The organism is Achromobacter sp. SLBN-14 (assembly GCF_006715415.1).
Lineage (GTDB): Bacteria > Pseudomonadota > Gammaproteobacteria > Burkholderiales > Burkholderiaceae_B > Achromobacter > Achromobacter mucicolens.
The window spans coordinates 874282-887611 of sequence record NZ_VFNE01000001.1; the positions used below are offsets into that span (position 1 = coordinate 874282).

Annotated in this window: 8 protein-coding genes and 1 pseudogene; 7 read left to right on the forward strand and 2 right to left on the reverse strand. The window is 66.8% G+C overall.

What is annotated here, in order from left to right:
* Nucleotides 1–75: 75 nt before the first annotated feature.
* Nucleotides 76–1317: pseudogene (locus tag FBY20_RS04010) on the forward strand (hydantoinase/carbamoylase family amidase); the annotation flags it as partial.
* Between the two features lie 4 nt (nucleotides 1318–1321).
* Nucleotides 1322–2548, forward strand: coding sequence for a M20/M25/M40 family metallo-hydrolase (locus FBY20_RS04015; protein WP_142050215.1), 1227 nt, complete (start codon nucleotides 1322–1324; stop codon nucleotides 2546–2548).
* Here the strand turns inward: FBY20_RS04015 and FBY20_RS04020 are convergent.
* Nucleotides 2545–4596, reverse strand: coding sequence for an OPT family oligopeptide transporter (locus tag FBY20_RS04020; RefSeq protein ID WP_142050218.1), 2052 nt, complete (start codon nucleotides 4594–4596; stop codon nucleotides 2545–2547). The two genes, FBY20_RS04015 and FBY20_RS04020, sit on opposite strands and share 4 nt — an antisense overlap.
* 212 nt (nucleotides 4597–4808) lie before the next feature.
* Here FBY20_RS04020 and mdeB point away from each other — a divergent pair, with 212 nt between their 5' ends.
* From mdeB to FBY20_RS04035, 3 genes are all read left to right on the forward strand, one after another.
* Nucleotides 4809–7496 (forward strand): alpha-ketoglutarate dehydrogenase, encoded by a 2688-nt coding sequence (gene mdeB / locus FBY20_RS04025; RefSeq protein WP_142050221.1) that lies wholly within the window; start codon nucleotides 4809–4811, stop codon nucleotides 7494–7496.
* A gap of 215 nt (nucleotides 7497–7711) precedes the next feature.
* Nucleotides 7712–10012: an NADP-dependent malic enzyme gene (locus FBY20_RS04030; protein ID WP_056322119.1), complete on the forward strand. Its 2301-nt coding sequence runs from the start codon at nucleotides 7712–7714 to the stop codon at nucleotides 10010–10012.
* Nucleotides 10013–10112: 100 nt separating this feature from the next.
* The gene (locus FBY20_RS04035; protein ID WP_056322116.1) at nucleotides 10113–10565 is read left to right on the forward strand and encodes a DUF2214 family protein; all 453 of its coding nucleotides are present in this window, start codon (nucleotides 10113–10115) and stop codon (nucleotides 10563–10565) included.
* Between the two features lie 9 nt (nucleotides 10566–10574).
* On the opposite strand, the gene FBY20_RS04040 is transcribed toward FBY20_RS04035, so the two are convergent.
* The gene (locus FBY20_RS04040) at nucleotides 10575–11687 is read right to left on the reverse strand and encodes a hypothetical protein (RefSeq protein ID WP_142050224.1); all 1113 of its coding nucleotides are present in this window, start codon (nucleotides 11685–11687) and stop codon (nucleotides 10575–10577) included.
* Nucleotides 11688–11857: 170 nt separating this feature from the next.
* On the opposite strand from FBY20_RS04040, the gene FBY20_RS04045 reads away from it, so the two are divergent.
* Both FBY20_RS04045 and FBY20_RS04050 read left to right on the forward strand, forming a co-directional pair.
* On the forward strand, nucleotides 11858–12397 hold the full coding sequence (locus tag FBY20_RS04045; RefSeq protein ID WP_056322111.1) for a fimbrial protein: 540 nt from the start codon (nucleotides 11858–11860) through the stop codon (nucleotides 12395–12397).
* A gap of 79 nt (nucleotides 12398–12476) precedes the next feature.
* A complete protein-coding gene (locus tag FBY20_RS04050) occupies nucleotides 12477–13214 on the forward strand; it encodes a fimbria/pilus periplasmic chaperone (RefSeq protein ID WP_142050227.1) in 738 nt (245 codons plus the stop codon).
* Nucleotides 13215–13330: the final 116 nt, after the last annotated feature.

Sequence of the window (13330 nt, forward strand, 5' to 3'; positions counted from 1 at the left end):
ACGACCATGACCAACAATCTGAACGAGCCGAACGTCGAGCCGCGCCCGCACAGCCGCCACGGCGAAACCGGCATGGGCAGCGACATCTGGGACTGGCACGAGGCGCTCAGCGTCTACAGCGATCCGGGCTACGCCGAAAAAGGCCAGCTCACGGTCACCTACCTGACCGACGCGCACCGCGCCTGCGCCGCGCGCATCTCGCAATGGATGCGCGACTGCGGCTTTGACGAGGTCGGCATCGACGCCGTCGGCAATGTGGTGGGACGCTATCGCGCCGCCCGCGCCGGCGCGCCGGTCCTCATGACCGGCAGCCACTTCGACACGGTGCGCAACGCCGGCAAGTACGACGGCCGGCTTGGCATCTTCGTGCCCATGGCCTGCGTGCGCGCGCTGCATCGCGAGAACCGGCGCCTGCCGTTCGACGTGGAGGTGATCGCCTTCGCCGAGGAAGAAGGCCAGCGCTACCGGGCCACGTTCCTGGGCTCGGGCGCGTTGATTGGCAGCTTCAATCCCGACTGGCTGGCGCAGAAGGATGCCGACGGCATCACCATGCGCGAGGCCATGACGCACGCGGGCCTGGACATCGACGGGATTGCCGGCCTGCGGCGCGATCCGGCCAATTACCTGGGCTTTGTCGAGGTGCACATCGAGCAGGGTCCGGTCCTGTATGAAATGGGGCTGCCGCTTGGCGTCGTCACGTCCATCAACGGCTGCGTGCGCCATCAGGTGCAGATCCTGGGCCTGGCCAGCCATGCCGGCACCACGCCCATGAACCGGCGGCGCGACGCGGCCGTCGCGGCCGCCGAGCTGGCGCTCTATGTTGAAAGCCGCGCCGCCCGCGATGGCGATTCGGTCGGCACGGTAGGCATGTTCGAGGTGCCCAGCGGATCGATCAACGTCGTGCCGGGCGAGTGCCGCTTCAGCCTGGACCTGCGAGCCCCCAGCGATGTGCAGCGCGACGCGCTGGTCGATGACGTGCTGGCCGAGCTGGCCGCCATCTGCGCGCGGCGCGGTCTGCGCTATTCGATTGAAGAAACCATGCGCGCCGCCGCCGCGCCCAGCGATCCGCGCTGGCAGCAGCGCTGGGAGCGCGCGGTCGACGCGCTGGGCGTCCCCGTGCACCGCATGCCCAGCGGCGCCGGCCACGACGCCATGAAGCTGCACGAGATCATGCCCCAGGCGATGCTCTTCGTGCGCGGCCAGAACAACGGCATCAGCCACAACCCCCGCGAATCCACCACCAGCGACGATATCGAACTTGCCGCGCAAGCCATGCTGGGCTTGCTCGACGCGCTGGCCAACGAAACCTCGACATAACGCCATGACCGATTACGCCCGACTCGACGCCTGGGTGGACGCCCATTTCGACGAAGAAGTCCGCTTCCTGCAAGCACTGGTGCGCGTGCCCACCGACACGCCGCCCGGCAACAACGCCCCGCACGCCGAGCGCACCGCGCAACTGCTGCAAGATTTTGGCCTGCACGCCGAAGCGCACCCCGTGCCGGCCCAGGCCGTCGAGGACTACGGCATGCAGTCCATCACCAACCTCATCGTGCGCCGCGAATACGGCGGCGCAGGCCCGCGCATCGCGCTCAACGCGCACGGCGATGTGGTGCCCCCCGGCGACGGCTGGAAGCACGATCCCTACGGCGCCGAGATCGAGGACGGCTGCCTGTACGGCCGCGCCGCAGCCGTCAGCAAGAGCGACTTCGCCAGCTTCACGTTTGCGCTGCGGGCGCTGGAAGCCGTCGCCATGCCGTCGCGCGGCGCGGTGGAGCTGCACTTTACGTACGACGAGGAATTCGGCGGTCTGCTGGGTCCGGGCTGGCTCCTGGAGCAGGGATTGACCCGCCCTGACCTGATGATCGCGGCCGGCTTCAGCTATGAAGTCGTCACCGCGCACAACGGCTGCCTGCAAATGGAAGTGACGGTGCACGGCAAGATGGCCCACGCCGCCATCCCAAGCAGCGGCGTCGACGCCTTGCAAGGCGCCGTCGCGATTCTGAATGCGCTGTATGCGCAGAACGCGCATTACCAGGCGATCACGTCGCAGGTCCCGGGCATTTCGCATCCGTACCTGAACGTGGGACGGATCGAAGGCGGCACAAACACGAACGTGGTGCCCGGCAAGGTCAGCTTCAAGCTGGACCGCCGCATGATTCCCGAAGAAAACGCCGCAGAGGTCGAGGCCGACATCCGGCGCATCATCGAAGAAGCCGCGGCTTCATGTCCCGGTATCCGTGTCGAGATCAAGCGGCTGCTGCTGGCCAATTCGATGCGCCCGCTGCCCGGCGCGCAGCCGCTGGTGCAGGCCATCCAGCAACATGGCGAGGCGGTGTTCGGCGAACCCATCCCCGCGATGGGCACACCGCTCTACACCGACGTGCGCCTGTACGCCGAAGCCGGCGTCCCCGGCGTGATCTACGGCGCGGGCCCGCGCACGGTGCTCGAATCGCACGCCAAGCGCAACGACGAGCGCATCAATCTGGAAGACCTGCGCCGCGCAACGAAGGTCATCGCCCGCACGCTGGCGGATTTGCTGCACTAAGCCAGCCGCATCACCCGGCGCCAGAACAGCACGGCCACCAGCACGAAGACGGCCAACCCGAGGTAGGACGCCATGCCGGCGAAGTCCTCTCCTGCGATCGCCAGCGGCGCCTCGGAGCCCGTGCCGCCGATGATGGCCGCCATCAGCACGCCCACCAGGCTCTCGCCCACGATCAGGCCCGAGGCGATCAGCACGCCGCGGCGGTTGGCCGCCTCGGCAAAGCGGTCGTAGGGCTGGTTGGCGGCGGCGGCGCGGCGGCGCAGGGCGCGCTCAAGCAGCCAGGCCAGCAGCGCGCCCGCCACGATGGGCGCGGCGACGGTCGGCGGCAGGTAGATGCCGATGCCGACCGCCAGCACGGGAATGCGCGCCACCTTGCAGGTGCGCTTCATGATCTCGTCCACTACGATCAGCCCCACGCCCACCGCCATGCCGATCAGGATCATCGTCCAGTTCAACTGATGGGTGAAGATGCCGCGCGTGATCGCCAGCATCAGCGTGGCCTGCGGCGCGGACAGCGCCTGCGAGGCGTCCATGCCCTCGCGCGGCATCGCGTCCGCAAACCCGTATGCGTTGTACAGCAGCTCCAGCACCGGCGAAATCACCGCCGCGCCGACGACGCAGCCGATCAGCAGCGCGACCTGCTGACGCCACGGGGTGGCCCCCACCAGCCAGCCGGTCTTCAGGTCCTGCAAGTTGTCGTTCGAAATCGACGCCACCGCCACCACGGCCGAGGTGCTGAAGATCGCCAGGGCAATCGCCATCTGCACGCCGTTTTCCAGCGCCATCAGCTCGCCGCCCACGCCCAGCATCAGCACGGACACCAGGACGATGGCGACGATGCCCACGCCGGAGATCGGGCTGGTCGACGACCCCACCAGGCCGGCCATGTAGCCACAAGCCGCGGCCACCAGGAAACCGAACACAAAGGCGAAGAGGACCGCGTAGGCGACCAGCTTCCAGATGGCGCCGGCCGACAGCGGCGTGCCCGACAGGAACACCTGGAACGTGAAGACCAGGATCGCCACCAGCACCAACGTCACGGCCGAGATCCAGCCCGCCGACAGGTCGCGTTCGGTGCGCGGCGCGGTGCCCGCTCGGGCCGCGCCCTCCTTAGTCAAGGCCGAAAACGAGGCCTTCACGCCGCGCGCCATCGGCACGAACAGCGTCGCCAGCGTCCAGATCGCGCCCACGCCGATCACGCCCGCGCCAATGAAGCGCACCTGCGAGGACCACAGGCCCGTGGCATAGGACGCCAGCGTCGCGCCCGCGGGCATGTCGCCCATGGCCGTCAGGATGGGCACCGCGATGCCCCACGCAATGACCAGCCCGGTCAACATCGCCAGCCCGGCGACGATGCCGATCAGGTAGCCCGCGCCCAGCAGCGCCAGCGAAAAGCCCATCGGCAGCCGGAACACGGCGCCGCCCAACGCAAACCAGCCGCTGACGCTGTCGCCCAGCACGCGCAGCCCGCTGGCGGCAAAGCTGACCACGGCCGCCGCGACGCCCCCGGCGACGATGTCGCCCATGCCGGTGGCGGCGGGTTTGGCCGACGCGTGCGCGCCGGTCTGCGGCGCGTCCTGTGCGCGCTCGGCGCTGCCCACCCGCAGAATCTCCGCCGCCGCCACGCCTTCCGGATACGGCAGGTTGCTCTGCACCACCATCACGTGGCGCAGCGGAATCGTGAACATCACGCCCAGCATGCCGCCGGCCGCGCAGATGCCCAGGGTCTGCCAGAACGGGAAGCCCTGCCAGTGGCCCATCATGACCAGCGCCGGCAGGATGAAGATGATGGCCGACAGCGTGCCGGCCGCCGAGGCCTGCGTCTGCACCATGTTGTTTTCAAGGATGTTGGCGTCCTTGAACATGCGAAGGACCGACATCGAGATCACGGCCGCCGGAATGGCCGACGAGAACGTCAGGCCCACTTTGAGCCCCAGGAACACGTTCGAGGCGGTGAAGATGACGGTGATCAGCGCGCCGAGCAGGACGCCCCGGACGGTCAGCTCGGGCAGCGTGACCTCCGGCGGAACGCGGATGGGCTGGGTCATGGGTTTCTCCCTATTGATAGCCGCGCATTCTAGCGCCAGACCGTCCACCCCGTGGTCACCAGCGGTAAGCGCATTCGGGCAGTGGAACCTGCCGTGCCGCAGGATCCTGGCGAAAGATTATGCTGAAAGCGCCGGATTTCCTTGCGGAATTTGATGACTCATGCCTCGGGCATGGGTCTAGCATGAGCAGTAAAAACAGGAGACGACTTACCATGCTCGACCCTCGCCAGCCCCTTTCCGGATCGGCCCTCCAGGACGACGCCGACCCCGCCGAAACCGCCGAATGGCGCGAAGCGTTGCAGTCCCTGCTGCAGGCCGACGGGGCCGAGCGCGCAGGCTACGTGCTGGACAGCGTCCTGGGCCACGCCGCCTCGCTCGGGCTGCGAGCCAACAGCCAGACCCGCACCGCCTACCTGAACACCATTCCCGCCGACCAGGAACCGCCCTTTCCCGGCAACCTGGCCGTCGAAGAGCGCATCGCCCGCATCAACCGCTGGAACGCGCTGGCGATGGTGGTGCGCGCCAATCAGGCGCATGGCGAGCTGGGCGGCCACATCGCCAGCTACGCGTCGGCCGCCGACCTGTTCGAAGTCGGCTTCAACCATTTCTTTCGCGCCCGCACGGACGGCAACCCGGGCGACATCGTCTACATGCAGCCGCATTCGGCGCCCGGCGTCTATGCGCGCGCCTTCCTCGAAGGCTTTCTGGGCGAAGACGACCTGGCGCATTTCCGCCAGGAAATCACCGCAACCACGCGCGGCTTGCGCGGCCTGTCCTCGTACCCCCATCCGTGGCTGATGCCGGATTTCTGGCAGTTCCCCACCGGCTCGATGGGCATCGGCCCCATCAACGCCATCTACCAGGCGCGCTTCATGCGCTATCTGGAACATCGCTCGCTGGTGCCCGGCGCCGACCGCAAGGTGTGGGGCATCTTTGGCGACGGCGAAATGGACGAGCCCGAATCCATCGCGGCGCTCACGCTGGCCGCGCGCGAAAAGCTCGACAACCTGATCTTCGTCGTCAACTGCAACCTGCAGCGCCTGGACGGCCCGGTGCGCGGCAACGGCCGCATCATCGACGAACTCGAAACCCTGTATGCCGGCGCCGGCTGGAACGTCATCAAGCTCGTCTGGGGCAGCGACTGGGACGCGCTGCTGCGCCGGGACACGGGCGGCGCGCTCGCCCGCGCCTTCGCCAACACCGTGGACGGCCAGTTCCAGACCTTCGCGGCCAACGATGGCGCATTCAACCGCGCCCACTTCTTCAACCAGAATCCCGAGCTGGCGGCGTTGGTGGCCGACTGGTCCGACGACGCCATCGACCGCCTGCACCGGGGCGGCCATGACATGGTGAAGATCCATGCCGCCTACCATCGCGCCGCGAACCATCGCGGCCAGCCCACCGTCATCCTCGCGCAGACCAAGAAGGGGTTTGGCATGGGGACGGCCGGCCAGGGCAAGATGACCACCCATCAGCAAAAGAAGCTGGACGACGAAGCGCTGCTCGCGTTCCGCGACCGCTTCGCGCTGCCGATTTCCGACGCCGACTGCCTGGCGCTCAAGTTCTACCGCCCCGCCGACGACAGCGCCGAAATGCGCCACCTGCAGGCGCGCCGCGCCGCGCTGGGCGGCTATATCCCGCGCCGCAACGCCGAGGCCCCGCGGCTCGCGCCCCCGGACGCCGACCAATGGGCGCGCTTTGCGCTGGCGGCCGACGGCAAGGAGATGTCGTCCACGATGGCCATCGTGCGCATGCTGACCGCGCTGCTCAAGGACGCCACCGTGGGCCCGCGCATCGTGCCCATCGTCGCGGACGAGGCGCGCACCTTCGGTATGGCCAACCTGTTCCGGCAGATCGGCATCTATTCGGCGCAAGGCCAGCTCTATGAGCCCGAGGACATCGGCTCGGTGCTGTACTACCGCGAGGCCCGCGACGGCCAGATCCTCGAAGAAGGCATCACCGAGGCCGGCGCCATCTCGTCCTGGACGGCGGCCGGCACCAGTTACTCGGTCAACGGCCTGCCGATGCTGCCGTTCTATATCTATTACTCGATGTTCGGATTCCAGCGCATCGGGGACCTGATCTGGGCCGCCGCCGACCAGCGCGCCCGGGGCTTTCTGATCGGCGCCACGTCGGGCCGCACGACACTGGGCGGCGAAGGCCTGCAGCACCAGGACGGCTCCAGCCACATCATGGCCGCCACCGTGCCCAATTGCCGCGCGTATGACCCGGCCTACGCCTTTGAGGTCGCCGTCATCGTCGAACATGGCATGCAGCGCATGCTGGACGAGCAACGCGATGAATTCTTCTACCTGACCGTCACGAACGAGAACCTGGCGCAGCCCGACATGCCCCAGGATCCCGCGACGCGCGAAGGCGTCCTGCGCGGCCTGTACCGGCTGCGGCCCGCGCGCGGCAAGGCGCAGGTCCGCCTGCTCGGCGCCGGGCCCATGCTGCGCGAAGCCGAGCTGGCTGCCGCGCGCCTGCACGACGAATTCGGCGTGGATGCGGAAGTCTGGAGCGTGACCAGCTTTTCGGAGCTGGCCCGCAGCGGCCGCCAGGCCGAGCGCGCACGCGTGCTGGGCCTGGAAGCGCCGCAGGACCAGGACTGGGTGCACACCTGCCTGGCCGGCAGCGACGCCCCGGTGATCGCGGCCAGCGACTACGTACGCGCCGTGCCCGAACAGATCCGCGCCTACGTAAAAGCGCCCTACCGCACGTTGGGCACGGACGGTTTCGGGCGCAGCGACACGCGGGCGCGCTTGCGCGATTTCTTCGAGGTCGGCGCCGACTGGATCGTGCTGCATGCGCTGGACAGCCTGGACAGGCAGGACGATGCGCGGACCTTGCGCCGCGCCTTGAACGCCGGCAGCCGCCAGGCGCCGCCGTGGGAAATCTAGGGGATCATCCATTCCGCCTCGCCCATCGGGGCGGCGCCGCGCACGCGTTTGCTTGATCAAAAGCGAACGCTCGCTGCAGTGCAGCAACCAAGCACCCGCGCTTTCTGGTGAAATACGGGTGTTCCCTAAGCATTTCGCGATGAATACGGCGGGCCGCGAGCCCGCCTTTTGCATCTCTGTTTTTTTTTCCGTTAGCCCTTTCAGGCCCCGATCCCATGGACGAAACTCTCACCAAACTGGCGTTGGACTACCACGCCTATCCCACTCCCGGCAAAATCTCGGTCACCCCGACCAAGACCCTGGCCAACCAGGACGACCTGTCCCTGGCCTACTCCCCCGGCGTGGCTGCGGCTTGCATGGCCATTTTCGACCAGGGCGACGACGCCGCCTCCAAGTACACGTCGCGCGGCAACCTCGTGGGCGTGATCACCAACGGCACCGCCGTGCTGGGCCTGGGCAACATCGGTCCGCTGGCCGCCAAGCCCGTGATGGAAGGCAAGGGTTGCCTGTTCAAGAAATTCGCCGGCATCGACGTGTTCGACATCGAACTCGCGGAAAACGATCCGGACAAGCTGGTGGACATCATTGCCGCGCTCGAGCCCACGCTGGGCGGCGTCAACCTTGAAGACATCAAGGCGCCCGAGTGCTTCTACATCGAGAAGAAGCTGCGCGAGCGCATGAAGATCCCCGTCTTCCACGACGACCAGCACGGCACCGCCATCATCTCGTCGGCCGCCATCCTGAACGGCCTGAAGGTCGTGAACAAGGACATCGGCTCGGTCAAGCTGGCCTGCTCGGGCGCCGGCGCCGCGGCCATCGCCTGCCTGGACCTGCTGGTTCACCTGGGCATCAAGCGCGAAAACATCTTCGTGGTCGACTCGCGCGGCGTCATCTGGGACGGCCGCGACGAGAACATGGAAGCCAACAAGAAGCGCTACGCGCAAAAGACCGACGCGCGCACGCTGGCCGACGTGGTCAATGGCGCCGACGTGTTCCTGGGCTGCTCGACCGCTGGCGTGCTGACCGCCGACATGGTCAAGACCATGGCCGACCGTCCGCTGATCCTGGCCCTGGCCAACCCGGAACCCGAAATCCGCCCCGAAGTCGCCAAGGCCGCGCGCCCCGACTGCATCATCGCGACGGGCCGTTCGGACTACCCGAACCAGGTCAACAACGTCCTGTGCTTCCCCTTCATCTTCCGCGGCGCCATGGATGCGGGCGCTTCGCGCATCACCGAGGAAATGAAGCTGGCGTGCGTCAAGGCCATCGCCGACCTCGCCCAGGCCGAGCAGAACGATGAAGTGGCCCGCGCCTACGCTGGCCAGGAACTGTCGTTCGGTCCCGAGTACATCATCCCCAAGCCGTTCGACCCGCGCCTGATCGTCCAGATCGCGCCGGCCGTCGCGCAGGCCGCTGCCGACTCCGGCGTTGCCGCCCGTCCCATCGAAGACATCGAGGCCTACCGCCAGAAGCTGATGGGCTTCGTGTACCACTCGGGCCAGCTGATGCGCCCGCTGTTCGCCCAGGCCAAGAAGGCGCCCAAGCGCGTCATCTACGCCGACGGCGAAGACGAGCGCGTCCTGCGCGCCGTGCAGACGGTTGCCGACGAGAAGCTGGCGTTCCCGATCCTGATCGGCCGCCCCGCCGTCATCGAGATGCGCATCCAGAAGGCCGGCCTGCGCCTCATCGCCGGCCAGCACTTCGAGATCGTGGATCCCGAAGACGACAGCCGCTTCAACGAAACCTGGAACGCGTACTACCAGCTGAAGGGCCGTGAAGGCGTGACGCCGGCCATCGCCAAGGCGATGATCCGCAAGCACAACACGCTGATCGGCGCGATGCTGCTGCGCCGTGGCGATGCCGACGCACTGCTGTGCGGCGTGGCCAGCAAGTACGACAACCAGCTCAAGTACATCGACGAAATCATCGGCAAGAAGGAAGGCCAGACCTACGCCGCCCTGAACGTGCTGATGCTGCCCGACCAGACGCTGTTCGTCACCGACACCCACGTCAACGAAAACCCGACGGCCGAGGAAGTCGCCAGCATCACGATCCAGGCCGCCGACGAAATGCTGCGTTTCGGCGTGGTGCCCAAGATCGCGCTGCTGTCGCACTCGAACTTCGGCAGCCGCATCACGGAATCGTCGCGCAAGATGGCCGCCGCGCGCCAGATCGTGCAAGACCGCGCCCCCGACCTGGAAGTCGACGGCGAAATGCACGCCGACGCCGCCCTGTCCGAAAAGATCCGCGTCCTGGCCTACCCGGACAGCACGCTGAAGGGCCCGGCCAACCTTCTGGTCATGCCCAACCTGGACACCGGCAACATCACGTACAACATGCTGAAGATGACCGGCAGCAATGGCGTCGCGATGGGTCCGATCCTGCTGGGCGCCGCGCGTCCCGTGCATATCCTGACCACCAGCGCCACCGTGCGCCGCATCGTCAACATGACGGCCCTGGCCGTGGTGGATGCGCAGCAGGAAGCCGCGGAAGAAGCCAAGAAGCGCCGCCGCTGATCGCACCCTCTGGCTGCAAGCTTACGGGCGCCCCTCAAACGGGGCGCCCGTTTTCTTTTTTGGATGGTAAAACCTAGCTTGACCTTTACCTGGAGACGACATGCTGGCCGATGCAATGTATGCCTGGTTCCACTACCTGGCGATCTTTGTTCTGGTGGTGGTGCTCACCGCCGAAGCTGTATTGCTGCGCCCCGACCTGACGCCCGCCGGTGTCAAGCGCCTCATCGTCTACGACCGCCTCTATGGCGTGAGCGCAATCCTCGTCCTCGTCACCGGGGTGCTGCGGCTGACCGCCGGCGCCAAGGGCGCCGCGTTCTACATGGGCAATCCCTGGTTCCACGCCAAGATTTCGCTCTTTGTCGTCATCGCGCTCTGTTCCATTCCGCCCACGCTGACCTTCCTGCGCTGGGCAAAACAACGGCGCCAGCAGCCGGAGTTCGTCCCCGCCCTGCCCGAGATCAAGCGCGCGCGCCGCTGGGTGATGATCGCTTCGCACCTGTTCGTCTTCCTGCCGCTCTTCGCGGTGCTGATGGCGCGCGGCATCGGCTACTGATGCCGGCGGCTATGGGCAGCGGGCGCGCGCCGGGCGCGCCGGCTCCTTGCCGTCGACGACGAACGTGTCAAAGCGGAACACACCCGCCGCGTCGTTGCTGACGATCTTGATGAACTCGCCCTGCGGCGTATGCATCACGGACATGCCTTCGGGCACGTCCTCGTGGCCGGGCCGCACCGCGGCCTGCCCGTTCCAAGGACTGAAGACCAGGACGCCCGGGTACGGTTCACGGTCCTCCCCCGTGCCCCGCCGCGCGGTCTTGAACTGCGTGCCGGCGGGGTACGTCAGGCCGCCGAACTGCGTGCGGCACGCCAGCTCCGCGTCCGTGACGCGCAATACGTTGCGCGACGCATCCAGGTAGAGCGTGGGCCGGCTGAGAAACAGCCCGTACAGCGGCACGGCTGCCTCGCTCTCCACCTCGAGCCGCCACCGATCGGCGTCCCGCGAACCATCCGTGTAGACCGTGCCGCTTGATCCTCGCAACGCCGTGCCTGCCCCGATGGCCAGGCCCGCGGCCTCGTTGCCCGGCGCCAGCACGCATTGTTCGAACGCCTTCATGGCGCCGTCCGGTTCGACGGCGAACTCGATGTCGTGCGCGCCGTCGCACCCCCAACCTTGCACGGTCTGCACGCCCGCGCCCCGCAGGATGACCGTGCGCGGGTGCCGGCCAAGCGTGGCATAGGTTTGCGCTTCGTACTCGGTGTCCAGGTAGCGCCGTGCAGACGTTGCCTGCACGCCCAGCATCTGCACTTCTTGCGGAAAACTGGCCTCGACGTAGGTGTCGAGCTTGCCCTCGTCCTTCAGCGTCAGGCGCGTGCCCGCCGGCATCGCCACGCCGCCAACCACGGCGGGCTCCTGCAACGTGACGCGCAGCGCCGCCTGCTTGCGATCGATGTCCCGGCCCACCTGCCACATCACTGCCTGGAACCACGCATAGAAGCTGAACGGCGCGGCCAGCGCCAGGCAAAGCACGATGGACGTCTTCCAATACTTGCGGACGGTGCGCCGGGCGCGGCCGCTGGCCGCCAGGGCGACGCCCCAGCCCAACAACAACAGGCCGGCGAAAAAGCCGGCCGTGAGCAGAATGAAAAAACTGGCGCTGGGAAGTGCTATCGGAATCATGGCGGTGATGCTATCCGCAAAATTACTCTCTGGCGAATTATCAGAATTTTATTAAAGACACCACTTCTCGGACCGACTGTAATCACACATGTCGCCGAGAAGTACGCCATAAACCTCTGAAAAGCACCGTCGGCGCATTGCTTTTCAGCCCCTTTGACAGACATCCACTTATGAAATCCAAAGTAATCATCGCGCTGGCCATCGGCGCCCTCGCTTCCACTTCGCAGCTGGCATTTGCCTCGGACGGCACGATCAATTTCACGGGCGCCATATCCGCCAACACGTGCACCATCGACGGCAACGGCACCGGCAGCAAGAACTTCAACGTGCTCATGCCCACGGTCGGCGTCGATTCACTGACGGCCGCGGGCCAAACGGCCGGCACCACGCCCTTCACCATCCGCCTGACCGCATGCACCCCGGGTACGGGCATGGTCCACACCCTGTTCGAACCCGGCGCCAACGGCAATGCCGCCACCGGCAACCTCACGATCTCCGCGGGGGGTGCAGCCAACGTCGAGATCCGCCTCCTGAATGGCGACGCAACCCCCATCAGCGTCACCGTCGCCGACGAGGCCCAGAACTCCAAGGCCGTCTCCCTGGCCAACGGCGAGGCCACGCTTCATTACCAGGCTCAGTATTTCGCGCTCGGCCAGGCAGGCGCGGGCAACGTGAACGCCACTGCCAAATACACCATCATTTATCAATAAGCCGCCCGGCTTGGCCTTGCGCTCGTTTGCAGCCGCCCGGATCAGTAGTCAAGCCCCCATTTACAGTCCGAGGAAACCGATGAACCCATTCAACGTAGCTCTTGCAGCCGGAGCATTGGCAGGCTGTATCTTCGCTGCCGCGCCGGCAACCGCATCCGTCGTCATTGGCAGCACCCGAATCGTCTATGAGGCCGGCCAGGCGGAAGTCAACGTCAAGCTCAAGAACGAGGGCGACCAGCCCGCGCTCACCCAGACCTGGATCGACACGGGCGACGCCAAGGCGGCGCCGGGATCCATCCAGGTGCCCTTTATCGTGACCCCGCCCGTGTCCCGCATCGACCAGGGCAAGGGCCAGACCCTGCGCCTGATGCACACGGGCGAACCGATGAGTGAGGACAAGGAGTCCGTGTTCTGGCTCAACGTGCTGGAAATTCCGCCCAAGGACAAAGCCAGCCAGAACCTCCTGCAGATGGCATTCCGGTCGCGGATCAAGCTGTTCTATCGCCCCGCGGGACTCAAAGGCAAGGCCGAGGACGCGCCCGCGCAAGTCAGCTGGCGTCTGGTCCGGTCCGGCAATCGCAACGCTATCGAAGCTACCAACCCCACGCCGTATTACGTCACCTTCATCGAAGTGAACGTGGCCAGCAACGGCAAGCGCGCCAAGTTCACCGACGGGGACATGCTTGCCCCCGGCGAAAAAAAGATCCTGCCTCTGGTAGGAGACGTGATCCAGGGCGCCAATGCCGAAGTCTCGTACCGCTTCCTGAATGACCACGGCGGCGCAGTCAAAGGCGCCCGGGCCCTCAGCCCCGCCTAGCGCGACCTAAGCATTACCGGCCCGCACCGACCGGCCGGCTGTCCGCTCACCAACCCATCACCCGACGCCTGCAGGGGCGGCGCGATCGGCCGGCATCCGCCTGCCGGCAGCGCCGC